The sequence below is a fragment of the Burkholderia catarinensis genome (genome assembly GCF_001883705.2).
GTDB lineage: Bacteria > Pseudomonadota > Gammaproteobacteria > Burkholderiales > Burkholderiaceae > Burkholderia > Burkholderia catarinensis.
In genome coordinates, this window is record NZ_MDEQ02000011.1 from 221370 (window position 1) to 237810 (window position 16441).

Below are 16441 nucleotides of genomic sequence, written 5' to 3' on the forward strand. Positions count from 1 at the left end.
GCGGCACGCCCGGCGCGTTCCGGAACCGCTCAGGCGTCGTCGCCCGGCACTGCGCCGCCCACCGGCGGCGCATCACGGAAACGCACGTCCGCCGCGAGATCTTCCGCCTCCGACGCGCGATGCGCGTCCGAATGTTCGGTGAGGTAGTCGTAGATCGCGTAGCACAGCGCTTCGCAGCCTTGGCCCGTCAGCGCCGAGATCTCGAACACCGGGCCGTCCCAGCCGAAGCGGTCGACGAAATCCGCGACGCGCGCCTTGCGCTCGTCTTCCGGCACCATGTCGAGTTTGTTGAGTACGAGCCAGCGCGGCTTCTCGAACAGCGCCTCGTCGTACTTGCGCAGCTCGCCGACGATCGCGGTCGCTTCCGCGACCGGATCGACGCTTTCGTCGAACGGGGCGAGATCGACGAGATGGAGCAGCACGCCGGTACGCTGCAGGTGGCGCAGGAACTGATGCCCGAGGCCTGCACCTTCGGCGGCGCCCTCGATCAGCCCCGGGATGTCGGCGATCACGAAGCTCTTGCTCGGGCCGACGCGCACCACGCCGAGATTCGGCGCGAGCGTCGTGAACGGGTAGTCGGCGATTTTCGGCTTCGCGTTCGACACCGACGAGATGAACGTCGACTTGCCCGCGTTCGGCATGCCGAGCAGGCCGACATCGGCGAGCACCTTCAGCTCGAGCCGCAGCATGCGCCGCTCGCCGGGCTTGCCGTCCGTCTTCTGCCGCGGCGCACGGTTCGTGCTCGACTTGAAATGCAGGTTGCCGAGCCCGCCGGTGCCGCCCTCTGCGAGCATCACCTGCTGGTCGTGCTCGGTCAGGTCGGCGATCAGCTCGCCGGTATCCATGTCGCTGATGATCGTGCCGACCGGCATGCGCAGCGTGACGTCGTCGCCACCCTTGCCGTAGCAATCCGAGCCGCGACCGTTTTCGCCGTTGCGCGCGAGGTGCTTCTTCGCGTAACGGTAGTCGATCAGCGTGTTGATGTTGCGATCGGCGATCGCGTAGACGCTACCGCCCCGGCCGCCATCGCCGCCGTCCGGCCCGCCGAACGGGACGAATTTCTCGCGTCGCATCGACGCACTGCCATCGCCTCCGTCGCCGGCGATGACTTCGATTCGTGCTTCGTCAATGAACTTCATTCGTCACTCCGCCCAGTATTTCCGCTATTGTGCCGCGCGCCGGCGCGCTTGAACAATCTGCCATTCGGCCGATCGTACGCCGGTTGCACGACGGCCGCCCGAACGCACAGGCGCCCGGCGGCCAAATAAAAAAAGGCCCCGCGAAGACTGCGGGGCCTTTCGGCTACGAAGCCCGTGGGTGCCTGAATTTAGGCAGCCGCCGGGACAACGATGACCAGATGCTTCTTGTCCGCGCCCTTCGTCGCGAACTTGACGTGACCGTCGACCAGCGCGAACAGGGTGTGATCCTTGCCCATGCCGACGTTCTCGCCAGCGTGCATGCGCGTACCGCGCTGACGCACGATGATGCCGCCGGCATTGATTGCCTGGCCGCCGTACACTTTCACGCCGAGACGTTTCGACTCGGAGTCGCGGCCGTTCCGGGAAGAGCCGCCTGCCTTTTTGTGTGCCATCTGATTGCTCCTTTACCGAGGCGCTTACGCGTTGATCGCGTCGATGCGCAGCTCAGTGTAGTTCTGGCGGTGGCCGCCGTGCTTTTGGTAGTGCTTCCGGCGACGCATCTTGAAGATGGTGACCTTGGCATGACGACCGTGCGACACAACGGTGGCCTTGACGGAAGCCCCACTGACCAGCGGCGTACCGAACTTAATCGATTCGCCTTCGCCCACTGCGAGAACCTGGTCGAGCGTGATTTCAGCGTCAATGTCAGCCGGTATCTGTTCTACTTTGAGTTTTTCGCCAACGGCAACCTTGTACTGCTTGCCGCCGGTTTTTATGACCGCGTACATTGAGAACCTCACTCTGGATCCAATTTTTCCGCACACCACGCGCGGAAAACACGTGACTATACATGGAGTTAGCGCCAAAGTCAAAACCGATCGACGATTGCCGTGCGCCGGCCTCGGCCGGACGGCCAAAATCGCGGCTGCGGCGCGTCCGACAGACCGGGATATGCCGGATTCGACTTATAATCCGCCGCATCACCCAATTCCATCATCATGTCGTCGTCCACCGCCTCCCCCACCCTCAGCGCCGCCCACCTGCTCGCCCCGATCACCAGCGACATGGAGCAGGTGAATCGCGTTATCCGGCAAAGCCTCGCGTCCGACGTGCTGCTGATCAACCAGATCGCCGAGTACATCATCGGCGCGGGCGGCAAGCGGCTGCGTCCGGCACTGCTGCTGCTCGTCGCCGGCTCGCTCGGCGAGACGTCGCACCAGCGGCACGTGCTGGCCGCCGTCGTCGAGTTCATCCACACGGCCACGCTGCTGCATGACGACGTCGTCGACGAATCCGAGCTGCGCCGCGGCCGCCAGACGGCCAACGCGCTGTTCGGCAACGCGGCGAGCGTGCTGGTAGGCGATTACCTCTATTCGCGCTCGTTCGAGATGATGGTCGGCGTCGGCAAGATGCGTGTGATGGAGATCCTGTCCGAAGCGACGACGATCATTTCCGAAGGCGAAGTGCTGCAGCTCCTCAACATGCACGACGCGGACGTCGACGAAACGCGCTACATGCAGGTGATCCGCTACAAGACGGCCAAGCTGTTCGAGGCGTCGGCGCGCCTGGGCGCGGTGCTCGCGGGCGCCGATGCGCCGACCGAGGCCGCCGCAGCCGAATACGGCCGCCGGATCGGCACCGCGTTCCAGATCATGGACGACTGGCTCGACTACGCGGGCACCGTCGAGGCAATGGGCAAGAATGCCGGCGACGACCTGCGCGAAGGCAAGCCGACGCTGCCGCTCATCTATCTGATCGAACGCGGCACGCCCGAACAGTCGGCGCTTGCACGCGAGGCGATCGAACAGGGCGGCACCGATCGCTTCGACACGATTTTCGATGCGATCACGCGCTCGGGCGCACTGGATCACACGCTCGAATGCGCGCGCCAGGAAGCGCAGGCGGCAGCGGCAGCGATCGCCGCGTTCCCCGATTCGGTCTACAAGGAGAGCCTGCTCGCGCTGTGCTCGTACTCGACATCGCGGCAGTCGTAAGCACGTAACGTGCGTCGCCCTCGCGGCGACGACGCACGTTCGACACGGGGCGATCATCTGTCTCGAAAATTTTCTTCGCCAAGGTATTCCATTTTCGAAGAAACGTCGTTATAGTTACGTTCTTGCTCGACGACGCAGCGGTCTTGAAGAAGACTGCGAAATCGGAAGAGTAAAAATCGGGGTGTAGCTTAGCCTGGTAGAGCGCTACGTTCGGGACGTAGAGGCCGGAGGTTCGAATCCTCTCACCCCGACCAGATTTGTAAAAAAAACCGTGCCTATGTGCACGGTTTTTTTTCGTCCGGCCGTTGCGGGCCCATCGTGTCGCGCACGACACATCGCGGTCGCCGGCCTCTGCTATATTCCCTCCATCCCTGTCCTTCACTGCCCTTTCCGACGCGTGGACCAAATTCCCTTATGGGCGCAAATCGGCGCCGTCTTCCTGCTTCTCCTCTGTTCCAGCTTCTTTTCCATTTCCGAGACCGCGATGATGGCGCTCAACCGCCATCGGCTGAAGCATCTTGCCGGCCAGGGCGTGCTCGGCGCGAAAACCACGCAGGGGCTTCTCACGCGGACTGACTTGCTGCTCAGCGTGATCCTGATCGGCAACAACCTGTTCAACACGATCATCCCGGTCCTGACGACCTCGCTCGCGCTCCATACGTTCGGCCGCAACAATCTCGCGCTGTCGATCGCGACCGGCATCGTCGCGTTCCTGATCATCGTGTTCGCGGAAATCGCGCCGAAGATCGTCGGCGCGACCTTCCCCGAACGCATCGCACTGCCCGCGAGCCTCGTGATTGCGCCGCTGATGCGCGTGTTCAAGCCGATTGTCTGGTTCGTCAACGCACTCGCGAACGGCGTGCTGTGGGTGCTGCGCATCAACACGAAGAAGGGTCGCGACCAGCGGATGTCGGCCGACGAGCTACGTGCCATCGTGCTCGAGTCGAGCAGTTTCATGCCGACCAAGCACCGCAGCATCCTGCTCAACCTGTTCGACCTCGAGAACATCACGGTCGACGACGTGATGGTGCCGCGCCGCCAGATCGAATCGCTCAACTTCTACGCGCCGCTCGACGACGTCCTGCATCAGCTCGAAACCTGCTATCACAACCGCCTGATCGTCTACGAAGGCGACATCGACAAGGTGCTCGGCGTGCTGCACGTACGCAAGACGATCACTGCACTGCACAACCAGGATTTCGACCGCGCGACGCTGCGCTCGCTGCTCGCCGAGCCGTACTACGTGCCGTCGGGCACGCCGGTGGTCCAGCAACTCCAGTATTTCCAGGAAACGCGGCAGCGTACGGCGCTCGTCGTCAACGAGTACGGCGAGCTCGAGGGGCTCGTCACGCCCGAAGACATCATCGAGGAACTGATCGGTGAATTCACGACGTCGATGCCGCGCAGCGAACGCGCGGGCGGCTGGGACGAGAACGGCGAATGCATCGTCTCGGCCGGCATGCCGCTGCGCGAACTAAACCGCTGGCTCCTACTGAAGCTGCCGACCGACGGGCCGAAGACGCTGAACGGGCTGATTCTCGAAATCCTCGAGGAAATTCCGGAAGACGACGTGTGCCTGAAAATCGGCGACGTGATGCTCGAGGTGATGCGCAGCGACGATCAGGCCGTGCGCACCGTCAAGCTCTTCAAGCCGCGCGGCTCGCGCACCGCACGCACCGCCACGCGCTAGCCGAACGGCCGACTGCCGGCGCCGCCCGCGACGCGCGACCATCTGCAGGTCACGGTCAACAGGCGGCCAACGTGCCGGCTCACATGTATTTCCCTCCTTCCGGGGCGCCTCTGCGCACGCAGCCGCCGCCCGCCCACGCCGATGCATCGCCCGCCGCCGCACCACAAGCGCTCGATGCGGCCCAGCTCGACGATGCACCGGCCGTGCGGTTGCTGACGGACACGCTTCACGCGGCACGCGTGCGCGACGCGTCCGACATCCACGTCGAACCGTTCGAGGCCGGCTGGCGCATCCGCCTGCGCATCGACGGCGTGCTGCATGAACATGCGCGGCCGCCCTTTCATCTGCGCGACGCGCTCGTCACACGGATCAAGGTGCTCGCGCGCATGGACATCGCCGAGCGGCGGCTGCCGCAGGACGGCAGGCTGCGCATCGCGATCGACGGCGGCACGCGCGGCGACTACCGGGTCAGTTCGCTGCCCACGCTGTTCGGCGAAAAGCTCGTGCTGCGGCGCCTCGAAACGCTGCCGCCGGACCTCACGCTCGCCGGCCTCGGCTTCGACACGCAGCAGGCGGCCGCGATGGAGGCCGCGATACGCGCCCCGCATGGCCTCGTGCTCGTAACGGGCCCGACCGGCAGCGGCAAAACGCTGTCGCTCTACTGCGCGCTGCAGATGCTCGATCGCGACGCGCACAACGTCTGCACGGTCGAGGATCCCGCCGAGATCCAGCTCGACGGCATCAACCAGGTCGGTGTCGCCGAAAAGACGGGGCTCACGTTCGCGACGGCGCTGCGCGCGCTGTTGCGGCAGGATCCGGACATCATCATGGTCGGCGAGATTCGCGATGCGGAGACAGCCGACGTCGCAATCAAGGCCGCGCAGACCGGCCATCTCGTGCTGTCGACGCTGCACACGAACGACGCGCCGGCCGCCGTCGCGCGGCTGCTCGACATCGGCGTCGCACCGTACAACCTCGCGGCCGCACTGCACCTCGTCACCGCACAGCGTCTCGTCCGGCGGCTGTGCACCGCCTGCCGCGCGCACTCGGACGCACCGGCGTGCGCGCTGCGGGAAGCCGGCTGCGATCCGGCGGCCCTGGCAGCCGGATGGAGGCCGTTCGTCGCGCGGGGCTGTGCCGCCTGTCACGGTATCGGCTATCGGGGCCGCGTCGGCCTGCATCAGACGATGCCGGTATCGCCCGAGCTGGCGGAGCGCATCGTCGCGCGGGCGAGCGTCGGCGAACTCGCGCAATGTGCGGCGGCCGAGGGCGTGCGCAATCTGCGCGACGCGGCATTCGCGCGCGTCCGGGACGGCACGACGAGCATCGCGGAAGCCGTCGCCGCGACACCTGCGGCATGAGCATGCGCATGCCGCCACGCGAAACCCGCTTCGCGTGGCGCGGCCGCCGTCGCGATGGCACGCCGCGCCGTGGGATCGTCATCGCCTTCGATGCCGCGGCTGCGCGCGCCGCGCTTGCGCGCGACGGCATCGCAGTGCTGTCGCTCGACGTCCGCGGGCCGGCCCGGCCGCCAACGGCCGGCGCACGGGACGTCACACGCTTCACGCGACAGCTCGCGAGCCTGCTGCAGGCCGGGCTGCCGCTCGCGCCGTCGCTCGAGATGCTCGCGCATACACGTACGCGTGACGGCCTCCCTCGCATCGCCGCGGGTCTCGCCCGCGAGATCGTCGGCGGCCGGCGCTTCGCCGACGCGCTCGCACGCTATCCATCGCAGTTCGGCACACTGTATCGCCAGCTGATCGAGGTTGGCGAAGCGTCCGGCTCGCTCGGCATCGTGCTGACGCGGATCGCGGACCACCGCGAACGCGCCGACGCGCAGTGGCGCAAGCTGCGCGCCGCGCTCGCCTATCCGGTGGCCGTCATCCTGTTCGCGCTCGCGATCTCGGCCGCGCTGATGGTGTGGGTCGTGCCGACGTTCCGGCAGATCTTCGACGGTTTCGGCGCCGCGCTGCCGACGCCGACCCGTGCCCTGCTCGCGCTATCCTCCGCGCTGTCCGCGTGGGGCGGTATGCTCGTTGCCGGATCAGCGGCAGCGGGGCTTGCCGCACATCACGCGCTTCGGCGGTCGGCACCGCTGCGCCACGCGGTCGCGCGGCGCCTGCTGCACGCCCCGCTCGCGGGCAGCGCGCTCGGGCGGTTCGCGGCCGCACGCTGGTGCCGCTCGCTTGCGACACTGCTCGGCGCCGGAGTGCCGCTCGCCGATGCCTTCGCCACGCTCGAGCGCACGGCCGGCCATCCGGTGTTCGAGCACGCCACCGCGCACATCGCGGCACGCGTGCTGCGCGGCGCGCGTCTCGCCGACGCGATGCAGTCGGCCGGCTGCTTTCCGGACGACGTCGTGCAGCCGATCGCCGTCGCCGAGGAGACCGGTGCGCTCGACACGATGCTCGCCGACATCGCCGCGCTGTGCGAACGCCAGCTCGACGCGCGTCTCGACACGCTCGCGGCGCTCGGCGAACCGCTGATCGTGATCGTACTGGGCGCACTCGTCGGCGGCCTCGTGATCGCGATGTACCTGCCCATCCTTCAGCTCGGCAACGTGGTGTAGCATCGCAACCGATTCTGTCGCCTTTTAGTCCGAACCTTGAGCCTCATGACGCCAGCGCCCCTGTATGCCGTTCCCGATTCGCCCGCGAGCACGCTGCTCGCGCTGGCGATGCTGCCGCCCGCGGTGCAGTATGCGTTCGCGGTCGTCATCGGTCTTTGCATCGGCAGCTTCCTGAACGTGGTCGTGCACCGGCTGCCCGTGATGATGCAGCGCGCATGGCAGGCCGAAATCGCCGAAGCGACGGGCAACTCGGGCGCCGCCCCGGACGACGGCTATCCGCCGCGCTACGATCTGTGGCGCCCGCGCAGCGCATGCCCGCATTGCGGCCACGTGCTGCACGCCTGGGAAAACATCCCGCTCGTCAGCTACCTGATGCTGCGCGGACGCTGCCGGCGCTGCGGCCACGCGATCGGCATCCGCTATCCGCTCGTCGAGCTCGCGTGCGCGCTGCTCGCCGCCGGCTCGCTCGCGGCGTTCGGCCCGACCGTCGCCGCGCTCGCCGCCTTCGCGCTGTGCGCCGCGCTGCTCGCGATGAGCGCGATCGATATCCGGACCGGCTACCTGCCCGACTCGATGACGCTGCCGCTCCTCTGGGCCGGGCTCGTGCTGAACCTCGGCGGCACGTTCACGTCGCTGCGCTCGGCCGTGATCGGGGCCATGGCCGGCTACCTGTTCCTGTGGTCGATCTACTGGCTGTTCAAATGGTTGCGCGGCATCGAGGGCATCGGCTTCGGCGACCTGAAGCTGCTCGCCGCGCTCGGCGCATGGATGGGCTGGGCCGCACTGCCGCAGGTCGTGCTGTTCGCCGCAGTGACGGGCGCGATCGTCGGGCTCGTCGCGACCTGGCGCGGCCGCATGCGCTTCGAGGAGCCGATTCCGTTCGGCCCGTTCCTCGCGGCCGGCGGCGTCGCGACGCTGTTTTTCGGCACCCCGTTCTATTCGGCGCTCGGAGGCTGACATGTTCGCAGTAGGACTCACGGGCGGCATCGGCAGCGGCAAGACGACCATCGCCGACCTGTTCGCCGCCCGAGGCGCATCGCTGGTCGATACCGATCTGATTGCCCACCGCATCACCGCGCCGGGCGGCCTCGCGATGCCGGCGGTCGAACAGGCGTTCGGCCGCGGCTTCGTTGCCGCCGACGGCTCGCTCGATCGCGCGAAGATGCGCACACTGATCTTCAGCGACGACGACGCGCGCCGGCGGCTCGAAGCCATCACGCACCCGCTGATCCGCGCGGAGACCGATCGCGAAGCGCGCGAAGCGCGCGAAGCGCGGGGCCCGTACGTGATGTTCGTCGTGCCGCTGCTCGTCGAGTCAGGCAACTGGAAGGCGCGCAGCGATCGCGTGCTCGTCGTCGACTGTCCGGTCGAAACGCAAATCGCGCGCGTGATGCGGCGCAACGGCTTCACGCGCGAGCAGGTCGAAGCGATCATCGCGAGACAGGCGACCCGCGAAGCCCGTCTCGCGGCGGCCGACGACGTGATCGTCAACGACGCGACGACGCCCGATGCACTCGCCGCGCAGGTCGATGCACTGCACCAACGCTATCTCGGGTTCGCGGGCACCGCGCACTGAGCATCTTGCGCGATCGTGATGGTGTACGAAATTGGCGCGTTGCTAGGGTAGAGCGTGGGCATTAGAATGTCCTGCATTGTTTCAATCCCTACCCACGAGGCGAGCGCGCTTGATTCTTTACGAGTATCCGTTCAACGAGCGAATTCGCACGCTGTTGCGCCTTGAAGATCTCTTCGAGCGCTTCGCGTTCTTTTTGGCTCAGGAGGACCCGCGTGAACACCACGTCGCGCTGACGACGCTGTTCGAAATCGCCGAGGTAACGGGCCGCGCGGACCTGAAATCGGATCTGATGAAGGAGCTCGAACGTCAGCGCCAGACGCTCGCCCCCTTTCGCGGCAATCCGGGCATCGAACAGAATGCGCTCGAAGCCGTGCTGGGTGAAATCGAGCAGACGCTCGCGAATCTCGCGCAGATGCAGGGCAAGACCGGGCAGCACCTCGTCGACAACGAGTGGCTCGCCAGCATCCGCAGCCGCGCGGTGATTCCCGGCGGCACGTGCAAGTTCGACCTGCCGTCGTACTACGCGTGGCAGCAATGGCCCGCCGAGCAGCGGCGCCAGGACATCGCGAAGTGGATCATGCCGATGCTGCCGCTGCGCGACGCCGCGGCGATCGTGCTGCGGCTCGCGCGCGAATCGGGTCAGGCGTCGAAGGTCATGGCGATGCAGGGCAGCTACCAGCAGATGCTGTCCGGCCGCACCTACCAGCTGATGCAGGTGCGAGTGCCGCCGGAGCTGCGCGTCATCCCCGAAGCGAGCGCCAACAAATACATGCTGTGGGTACGGTTCACCATGCAGGACGGCGATGTACGGCCGCGCGCGGTGGACATCGACGTGCCGTTTCATCTGACACTGTGCAATCTGTAACGGCCGTGTGCCGGACCGCTTTCGTATGACTACCGTGAAATGCCCGTCGTGCGGCGCCGAAGTGCGCTGGACGCCTGAAAATCAGTTCCGCCCGTTCTGTTCGGCCCGCTGCAAGCAGCTCGATCTCGGCGCATGGGCCGCGGAAAAGTACCGCATCGGTGGTGCCTCCGACGAGGGCCCCTCGTCGGAGGAAGACGGCACGGACGACCGTCGCGACAGCTGAGCCGCGCGCGGCACCGCCCGCCGGCGATATGGCCCGCCTTTCCGGCAGGCCGTCATGGCGTCAGCTCGACGCGGCTTCCTTCTCGAGCAGTTCGAGCACCGGCAGCGCCGCCGGCAGCAGCGGCGCGACGTCGACCGGCAGTTGCTGCCACACGAACGCCTGCCCTTCCTTGCTGTGCGGCTCGCCCGTCCAGCCCGTCACCTTGCAGAAATAGAGCCGCACGTACGCGTGCGGATAATCGTGCTCGAGCGTGTGCCAGCGATGGCTGGCCGTGACTTCGATGCCGAGTTCCTCGTGCAGCTCGCGCGCAAGCGCGTCCTCGACGCTTTCGCCGGCCTCCAGCTTGCCGCCCGGAAACTCCCAGTAACCTTCATACGGCTTGCCCTGCAGGCGTTGCGCGAGCAGATAACGGCAGCGGCCGGCCGGGCCATCCGGCTGCACCATCACGCCGACCGCGACTTCCGTCACCTTGCGGCCATCCGGCGCGCGCACGGCGCCTTGTGCGAGATTCGCGCTCATGCCTGCTCCTTGCGGCCCGACCAGTCACGCGCGAACTGCCACGCGACGCGGCCCGACCGTGAACCGCGCTCGAGCGCCCACACGAGCGCGTCGCCGCGCGCGGTCTCGATCTCCGCATCCGGGCAGCCGAAGTGACGCAGCCAGTGCGCGACGATGTCGAGGTAGTCGTCCTGCTTGAACGGATAGAAGCTGACCCACAGGCCGAAGCGCTCCGACAGCGAGATCTTCTCCTCGACGACTTCGCCGGGGTGAATCTCGCCGTCCGGGAGATGCTTGTACGACTCGTTGTCGCTCATGTACTCGGGCAGCAGATGGCGGCGATTCGACGTCGCGTAGATCAGCACGTTGTCCGACTGCGCGGCGATCGAGCCGTCGAGCGCGACCTTCAGCGCCTTGTAGCCCGATTCGCCTTCCTCGAACGACAGGTCGTCGCAAAACACGATGAAGCGCTCCGGACGCTGCGCGATCAGGTCGACGATGTCGCCGAGATCGTGCAGGTCATCCTTGTCGACTTCGATCAGGCGCAGCCCGTCGTTCGCATACGCGTTCAGGCACGCCTTGATCAGCGACGACTTGCCGGTGCCCCGCGCGCCGGTCAGCAGCACGTTGTTGGCCGGCTTGCGCTGCACGAACTGCCGCGTGTTCTGTTCGATCAGGCCCTTCTGGCGATCGATGTTGTGCAGGTCGCCGAGCGTGATCGACGATGCGGCCGGCACCGGCTGCAGGTAGCCGCGCCCCTGGCGCTTGCGCCAGCGGAACGCGTGGGCGGCGCTCCAGTCGACGGCCGCCGGTGCGGGCGGCAGCATCGCCTCGAGACGGCCGAGCAACCCTTCCGCGCGCGCCAGAAACTGTTCGAGCTTGTCCATGTCGTTCGAGCGCTCCCGATCAGGAGCGGTAATCCGCGTTGATGCTCACATAATCGTGCGACAGGTCGCACGTCCAGACGGTAGCCTGCGCGTCGCCGCGGCCGAGCAGCACGCGGATCGTGATTTCGCTCTGCTTCATCACGCGCTGGCCGTCCTCTTCCTGGTAGGCCGGGTTGCGGCCGCCGGCCTTCGCGACGAGCACGTCGTCGAGATAGAGGTCGATCCTGCCGACGTCGAGATCCGCAACGCCCGCATAGCCGATTGCCGCGAGAATCCGGCCGAGGTTGGGGTCGGATGCGTAGAAGGCCGTCTTCACGAGCGGCGAATGGCCGATCGCGTACGCGATCTGGCGGCATTCGGCGACGCTCTTGCCGCCTTCGACCTGCACCGTCATGAATTTCGTCGCGCCTTCGCCATCGCGCACGATCAGTTGCGACAGCACCTGCGCGACTTCCGTCACCGCATCGCGCAGCGCCGCATAGGCCGGCGAATCGGTCGACGTGATCGCCGGCAGCGTGCTCTTGCCCGACGCGATCAGGATGAACGAGTCGTTCGTCGACGTGTCGCCGTCGATCGTGATGCAGTTGAACGAGCGATCGGCGACTTCCTTCACGAGCGTGTCGAGCACCGGCTGCGCGACGTTCGCGTCGAACGCGAGGAAGCCGAGCATCGTCGCCATGTTCGGCTTGATCATGCCCGCGCCCTTGCTGATGCCCGTCAGCGTGACCGTGTGGCCGTCGATCGCGACCTGGCGCGACGCGGCCTTCGGCAGCGTGTCGGTCGTCATGATTGCCTGCGCGGCGTCGAACCAGTTCGCGGCCTTGCGGTTCGCGAGCGCGGCCGGCAGCCCGGCCTTCAGGCGGTCGATCGGCAGCGGCTCGAGGATCACGCCGGTCGAGAACGGCAGCACCTGCGCCGGCTCGATGCCCGCGAGGCGCGCGAGTTCCGTGCAGGTTTCGCGTGTGTTCACGAGGCCCGGCTCGCCGGTGCCCGCGTTCGCATTTCCCGTGTTCACGACGAGCGCACGGATACCCGCACCGCCCGCACGCACCTTTGCCAGGTGCTCGCGACAGACGGTGACCGGCGCCGCACAGAAACGATTTTCGGTGAACACGCCCGCGACCGTCGCCCCTTCGTCGACGGAGATGACCAGCACGTCCTTGCGATTCGGCTTGCGGATGTTCGCTTCCGCCCAGCCGAGCGTGACGCCGGCGACGGAATGCAGTTGGGCGGGATCGATCGACGGAAAATTGACAGCCATGGGGCACACCTGCCGGATGGAAAATGCCGGCATGCGCCGGCATCGATTGGACGAACCGGCGGCCGCATGCGCGGGCCGCCGCAACTCACACCACTGACTCGAAGCTGCGAACGAAGCGGCACGCGTGACGCGCGCCGCCGTCGATCATGACAGCTTCCCGTGACATTGCTTGTACTTCTTGCCGCTGCCGCACGGGCACGGGTCGTTGCGGCCGACCTTCGGCATTTCGCCGCCGGGGCCGCTGTGCGTCATCGCGCTGCCGACCATGTCGGCCGTCGCCGTGGCCGCCGCGGCTGCCGCGACGTTCGCCACCGGCGCGCCGGATTCCGCGTAGTCGGCATGCTGGTACTCGACGTTCTCGACATGGCCGCCGCGCTCCTCGATCTGCTCGGCCGCTTCCTCGAGCTGCTCCGGCGACTGGATCTGCACGTTCATCACGACGCGCGTGACTTCCTGCTTGATCGCATCGAGCATCGCAGCGAACAACTCGAACGCTTCGCGCTTGTATTCCTGCTTCGGGTTCTTCTGCGCGTAGCCGCGCAGGTGGATGCCCTGGCGCAGGTGGTCGAGCGCCGCGAGGTGCTCGCGCCACAGGCGGTCGACCGTCTGCAGCATCACCGAGCGCTCGAACGCACTGAACGATTCGCGGCCGACCATCGCGACCTTTGCCTCGTACTGCTCGTCGGCGGCCGTCATCACGGAGTCGAGAATCTCCTCGGCCGTGATCGACGACGACTCGTTCACCATTTCCTGGATCGCGAGGTCGAGCTGCCAGTCGTTGCGCAGCGCTTCCTCGAGCTCGGGCACGTCCCACTGCTCCTCGATGCTGCCTTCCGGCACGAACTGGCGGACGATTTCGGTAATCACGCCGTGGCGCATCGCGGTGATCGTCTCGGTGATGTCGTGCGCTTCGAGCAGTTCGTTGCGCTGCTGGTAGATCACCTTGCGCTGGTCGTTCGACACGTCGTCGTATTCGAGCAGCTGCTTGCGGATGTCGAAGTTGCGCGCTTCGACCTTGCGCTGCGCCGATTCGATCGAACGCGTGACGATGCCGGCTTCGATCGCCTCGCCTTCCGGCATCTTCAGGCGCTCCATGATCGAGCGCACACGGTCGCCCGCGAAGATGCGCAGCAGCGGATCGTCGAGCGACAGGTAGAAGCGCGACGAGCCCGGATCGCCCTGACGGCCCGCACGGCCGCGCAGCTGGTTGTCGATCCGGCGCGATTCGTGGCGCTCGGTGCCGATGATGTGCAGGCCGCCTGCGGCCTTCACCTGCTCGTGCAGCGTTTCCCACTCGTCGTGCAGCTGCTGGATGCGGCGCGCCTTTTCGTCGGCCGGGATCGCGTCGTCGGCCTCGATGAACGCGGCCTGCTTCTCGGCGTTGCCGCCAAGCACGATGTCGGTACCGCGGCCGGCCATGTTGGTCGCGATCGTGACGCGGTTCGGACGGCCGGCTTCCGCGACGATCGCGGCTTCACGCTCGTGCTGCTTCGCGTTCAGCACTTCGTGCGGCAACCCGGCCTGCTTCAGCAGGTGCGACAGCAGTTCGGAGTTCTCGATCGACGTCGTACCGACCAGCACCGGCTGGCCGCGCTCGTAGCAGTCGCGAATGTCGCGGATCACCGCGTCGTAGCGCTCCTTGGCCGTCTTGTAGATCTGGTCCTGCTTGTCGATCCGCTTCGGCGGACGATTGGTCGGGATCACGACCGTCTCGAGGCCGTAGATCTCGTTGAATTCGTACGCTTCGGTGTCCGCGGTACCGGTCATGCCCGCCAGCTTCGCGTACATCCGGAAGTAGTTCTGGAACGTGATCGATGCGAGCGTCTGGTTCTCGCTCTGGATCTTCACGTGTTCCTTTGCCTCGACAGCCTGGTGCAGGCCGTCGGACCAGCGGCGGCCGGCCATCAGGCGGCCCGTGAATTCGTCGACGATGACCACTTCGCCGTTCTGCACGACATAGTGCTGATCCTTGTGGAACAGCGTGTGCCCGCGCAGCGCCGCGTACACGTGGTGCATCAGCGTGATGTTCTGCGGCGCGTACAGGCTCTCGCCCTCGCCGATCAGGCCCCATTCGGCGAGCAGGCGCTCGGCCTTCTCGTGGCCCGATTCCGTCAGGAACACCTGGCGCGCCTTCTCGTCGAGCGTGTAGTCGCCCGGCTTCTCGACGCCCGTGCCGTCGGCCTTCTCCTCGCCGATCTGGCGCTCGAGCAGCGGCGGCAGTGCGTTCATCCGCACGTACAGTTCGGTGTGATCCTCGGCCTGGCCCGAAATGATCAGCGGCGTGCGCGCCTCGTCGATCAGGATCGAGTCCACTTCGTCGACGACCGCGAAGTTCAGTGCCCGCTGCACGCGCGCGTCGGTCTCGTAGACCATGTTGTCGCGCAGGTAGTCGAAGCCGAACTCGTTGTTCGTGCCGTACGTGATGTCCGCCGCGTAGGCCTGCTGCTTCTGGTCGTGCTCCATGCCGGACAGGTTGATGCCGACCGACAGACCGAGGAAGTTGTAGAGGCGCGCCATCCATTCGGCGTCGCGCTGCGCGAGGTAATCGTTGACGGTCACGACGTGCACGCCGCGGCCCGCCAGCGCATTCAGGTACACGGGCAGCGTCGCGACGAGCGTCTTGCCCTCGCCGGTGCGCATTTCCGCGATCTTGCCGTAGTGGAGCACCATGCCGCCGATCATCTGCACGTCAAAGTGCCGCATCTTCAGCACGCGGCGGCTTGCCTCGCGGCAGACCGCGAACGCCTCGGGCAGCAGCTTGTCGAGCGACTCGCCGGCCGCAACCCGCTGGCGGAATTCGTCCGTCTTGCCGCGCAACTGGTCGTCCGTCAGCTTCTCGATCTGCGTTTCGAGCGCATTGATCGTCGTGACGGTCTTTTGGTATTGCTTGACGAGCCGCTGGTTGCGGCTGCCAAAAATTTTCTGGAGAAAACCGGTTGTCATCGGATCGGATCCTGCGTCGCAGCACCGGCGCCCGGCGCGTGTTGCGCGCCCCGACGCCCGAGCCTCGGCGGCTTAGCGAATTAGTGGACTCAAACGTCGAATTTTAGCACGCGGGGAAGCGTACGCCCGTGTCTCGGCCGGACGGACGCTGGCGCCGGCGGACGAGGCGGACGAGGTGAAAGCCGCCCGGGCACGAGCCGGCGCGGGTACAATCGGCGTCAACGTCCGCGCGCGCGCGCGCCCGAAGAATGCCTCGATGAACCGATTTTCCAAGCGTTTCGGCCCGCTCGCCGCGCACCGCCCGCAACCCGTGTCCGAAGTGCTCGGCCGCACCGATGCATTCACGGCGCTGCGCGCTGGCGTCGAGCAAATCGCGTCGCTGCAGCGCGATCTGTCCGCGCTCCTGCCCGACTATCTGGCGAATCATGTCGACCCGGGCTTCATCAAGGACGGCACCCTGACCCTCTTTGCCGCGCACAATGCGCTGGCCGCCCGGCTGCGACAGGTCGAGCCGCGGCTGCTCGGCGATCTCCAGAAGCGCGGCTGGCCCGTCTCGGCGCTGCGCGTGCGCGTGCGTCCGAAGGACGCGCCGGAGCCGCCGCACGTGAAACAGGCGCGGATGACGTCGGTCGGCGCCGCCGCATTGCGCGATCTCGCCGAACACCTCGAACCGTCGTCGCTGCAGGCCGCGCTCGCGCGGATGGCGGCACGGCATGGCGCGAAATCGCGCTGACGGCACGCGGCGTCGGCCGTGTCCGGCCAATAAAAAAGCGGCCCGCAGGCCGCATTTTTATTG

16 protein-coding genes and 1 tRNA gene are annotated in these 16441 nt (G+C 66.7%); 10 read left to right on the forward strand and 7 right to left on the reverse strand.

The window, feature by feature from the left end; all coding sequences use genetic code 11:
* Positions 1-29: 29 nt before the first annotated feature.
* The 3 genes from obgE to rplU all read right to left on the reverse strand — a co-directional run bounded on the left by obgE (position 30) and on the right by rplU (position 1927).
* Positions 30-1139, reverse strand: a complete 1110-nt coding sequence (gene obgE, locus BFF94_RS19750; RefSeq protein WP_128842164.1) for a GTPase ObgE — start codon at positions 1137-1139, stop codon at positions 30-32.
* Between the two features lie 188 nt (positions 1140-1327).
* The gene (gene rpmA / locus BFF94_RS19755) at positions 1328-1591 is read right to left on the reverse strand and encodes a 50S ribosomal protein L27 (RefSeq protein WP_006476999.1); all 264 of its coding nucleotides are present in this window, start codon (positions 1589-1591) and stop codon (positions 1328-1330) included.
* Positions 1592-1615: 24 nt separating this feature from the next.
* On the reverse strand, positions 1616-1927 hold the full coding sequence (gene rplU / locus BFF94_RS19760) for a 50S ribosomal protein L21 (RefSeq protein WP_006025184.1): 312 nt from the start codon (positions 1925-1927) through the stop codon (positions 1616-1618).
* Between the two features lie 210 nt (positions 1928-2137).
* Here rplU and BFF94_RS19765 point away from each other — a divergent pair, with 210 nt between their 5' ends.
* The 9 genes from BFF94_RS19765 to BFF94_RS19805 all read left to right on the forward strand — a co-directional run bounded on the left by BFF94_RS19765 (position 2138) and on the right by BFF94_RS19805 (position 10056).
* Positions 2138-3133, forward strand: a complete 996-nt coding sequence (locus BFF94_RS19765) for a polyprenyl synthetase family protein (protein WP_128842165.1) — start codon at positions 2138-2140, stop codon at positions 3131-3133.
* A gap of 177 nt (positions 3134-3310) precedes the next feature.
* Positions 3311-3387, forward strand: a tRNA-Pro gene (locus BFF94_RS19770).
* 143 nt (positions 3388-3530) lie between these two features.
* Complete coding sequence (locus tag BFF94_RS19775) at positions 3531-4823, forward strand: HlyC/CorC family transporter (RefSeq protein WP_128842166.1); 1293 nt, start codon at positions 3531-3533, stop codon at positions 4821-4823.
* A gap of 83 nt (positions 4824-4906) precedes the next feature.
* A complete protein-coding gene (locus BFF94_RS19780) occupies positions 4907-6184 on the forward strand; it encodes a GspE/PulE family protein (RefSeq protein WP_128842167.1) in 1278 nt (425 codons plus the stop codon).
* Positions 6181-7392: a type II secretion system F family protein gene (locus tag BFF94_RS19785; RefSeq protein ID WP_219139702.1), complete on the forward strand. Its 1212-nt coding sequence runs from the start codon at positions 6181-6183 to the stop codon at positions 7390-7392. Before BFF94_RS19780 ends, BFF94_RS19785 begins: the two co-directional genes overlap by 4 nt.
* 45 nt (positions 7393-7437) lie before the next feature.
* Positions 7438-8349 (forward strand): prepilin peptidase, encoded by a 912-nt coding sequence (locus BFF94_RS19790; RefSeq protein ID WP_219139703.1) that lies wholly within the window; start codon positions 7438-7440, stop codon positions 8347-8349.
* Position 8350: 1 nt separating this feature from the next.
* Positions 8351-8968 (forward strand): dephospho-CoA kinase, encoded by a 618-nt coding sequence (coaE, locus tag BFF94_RS19795; protein ID WP_128841365.1) that lies wholly within the window; start codon positions 8351-8353, stop codon positions 8966-8968.
* 109 nt (positions 8969-9077) lie between these two features.
* Complete coding sequence (zapD, locus tag BFF94_RS19800; RefSeq protein ID WP_128841364.1) at positions 9078-9833, forward strand: cell division protein ZapD; 756 nt, start codon at positions 9078-9080, stop codon at positions 9831-9833.
* Positions 9834-9858: 25 nt separating this feature from the next.
* The gene (locus BFF94_RS19805; RefSeq protein ID WP_128841363.1) at positions 9859-10056 is read left to right on the forward strand and encodes a DNA gyrase inhibitor YacG; all 198 of its coding nucleotides are present in this window, start codon (positions 9859-9861) and stop codon (positions 10054-10056) included.
* Positions 10057-10116: 60 nt separating this feature from the next.
* On the opposite strand, the gene BFF94_RS19810 is transcribed toward BFF94_RS19805, so the two are convergent.
* The 4 genes from BFF94_RS19810 to secA all read right to left on the reverse strand — a co-directional run bounded on the left by BFF94_RS19810 (position 10117) and on the right by secA (position 15645).
* Positions 10117-10575, reverse strand: a complete 459-nt coding sequence (locus BFF94_RS19810) for an NUDIX domain-containing protein (protein ID WP_128841362.1) — start codon at positions 10573-10575, stop codon at positions 10117-10119.
* Positions 10572-11441 carry an ATP-binding protein gene (locus BFF94_RS19815; RefSeq protein WP_128841361.1) on the reverse strand — a complete coding sequence of 290 codons (870 nt, stop codon included), beginning with the start codon at positions 11439-11441 and terminating at the stop codon, positions 10572-10574. The genes BFF94_RS19810 and BFF94_RS19815 overlap by 4 nt, the downstream gene beginning before the upstream one ends.
* Before the next feature lie 19 nt (positions 11442-11460).
* Positions 11461-12702, reverse strand: a complete 1242-nt coding sequence (argJ, locus tag BFF94_RS19820) for a bifunctional glutamate N-acetyltransferase/amino-acid acetyltransferase ArgJ (protein WP_128841360.1) — start codon at positions 12700-12702, stop codon at positions 11461-11463.
* Positions 12703-12846: 144 nt separating this feature from the next.
* Positions 12847-15645, reverse strand: coding sequence for a preprotein translocase subunit SecA (gene secA / locus BFF94_RS19825; protein ID WP_128841359.1), 2799 nt, complete (start codon positions 15643-15645; stop codon positions 12847-12849).
* A 256-nt stretch (positions 15646-15901) separates the two neighbouring features.
* Between secA and BFF94_RS19830 the strand changes: the two genes are divergently transcribed.
* Positions 15902-16378 (forward strand): DciA family protein, encoded by a 477-nt coding sequence (locus tag BFF94_RS19830; protein ID WP_128841358.1) that lies wholly within the window; start codon positions 15902-15904, stop codon positions 16376-16378.
* Positions 16379-16441 lie beyond the last annotated feature (63 nt).

Bases quoted from the DNA above. Each gene is read 5' to 3' on its own strand.
- obgE (WP_128842164.1), bottom strand. From the start codon at position 1,139: ATGAAGTTCATTGACGAAGCACGAATCGAAGTCATCGCCGGCGACGGA.
- rpmA (WP_006476999.1), bottom strand. From the start codon at position 1,591: ATGGCACACAAAAAGGCAGGCGGCTCTTCCCGGAACGGCCGCGACTCC.
- rplU (WP_006025184.1), bottom strand. From the start codon at position 1,927: ATGTACGCGGTCATAAAAACCGGCGGCAAGCAGTACAAGGTTGCCGTT.
- BFF94_RS19765 (WP_128842165.1), top strand. From the start codon at position 2,138: ATGTCGTCGTCCACCGCCTCCCCCACCCTCAGCGCCGCCCACCTGCTC.
- BFF94_RS19780 (WP_128842167.1), top strand. From the start codon at position 4,907: ATGTATTTCCCTCCTTCCGGGGCGCCTCTGCGCACGCAGCCGCCGCCC.
- BFF94_RS19785 (WP_219139702.1), top strand. From the start codon at position 6,181: ATGAGCATGCGCATGCCGCCACGCGAAACCCGCTTCGCGTGGCGCGGC.
- BFF94_RS19790 (WP_219139703.1), top strand. From the start codon at position 7,438: ATGACGCCAGCGCCCCTGTATGCCGTTCCCGATTCGCCCGCGAGCACG.
- coaE (WP_128841365.1), top strand. From the start codon at position 8,351: ATGTTCGCAGTAGGACTCACGGGCGGCATCGGCAGCGGCAAGACGACC.
- BFF94_RS19805 (WP_128841363.1), top strand. From the start codon at position 9,859: ATGACTACCGTGAAATGCCCGTCGTGCGGCGCCGAAGTGCGCTGGACG.
- BFF94_RS19810 (WP_128841362.1), bottom strand. From the start codon at position 10,575: ATGAGCGCGAATCTCGCACAAGGCGCCGTGCGCGCGCCGGATGGCCGC.
- BFF94_RS19815 (WP_128841361.1), bottom strand. From the start codon at position 11,441: ATGGACAAGCTCGAACAGTTTCTGGCGCGCGCGGAAGGGTTGCTCGGC.
- argJ (WP_128841360.1), bottom strand. From the start codon at position 12,702: ATGGCTGTCAATTTTCCGTCGATCGATCCCGCCCAACTGCATTCCGTC.
- secA (WP_128841359.1), bottom strand. From the start codon at position 15,645: ATGACAACCGGTTTTCTCCAGAAAATTTTTGGCAGCCGCAACCAGCGG.
- BFF94_RS19830 (WP_128841358.1), top strand. From the start codon at position 15,902: ATGAACCGATTTTCCAAGCGTTTCGGCCCGCTCGCCGCGCACCGCCCG.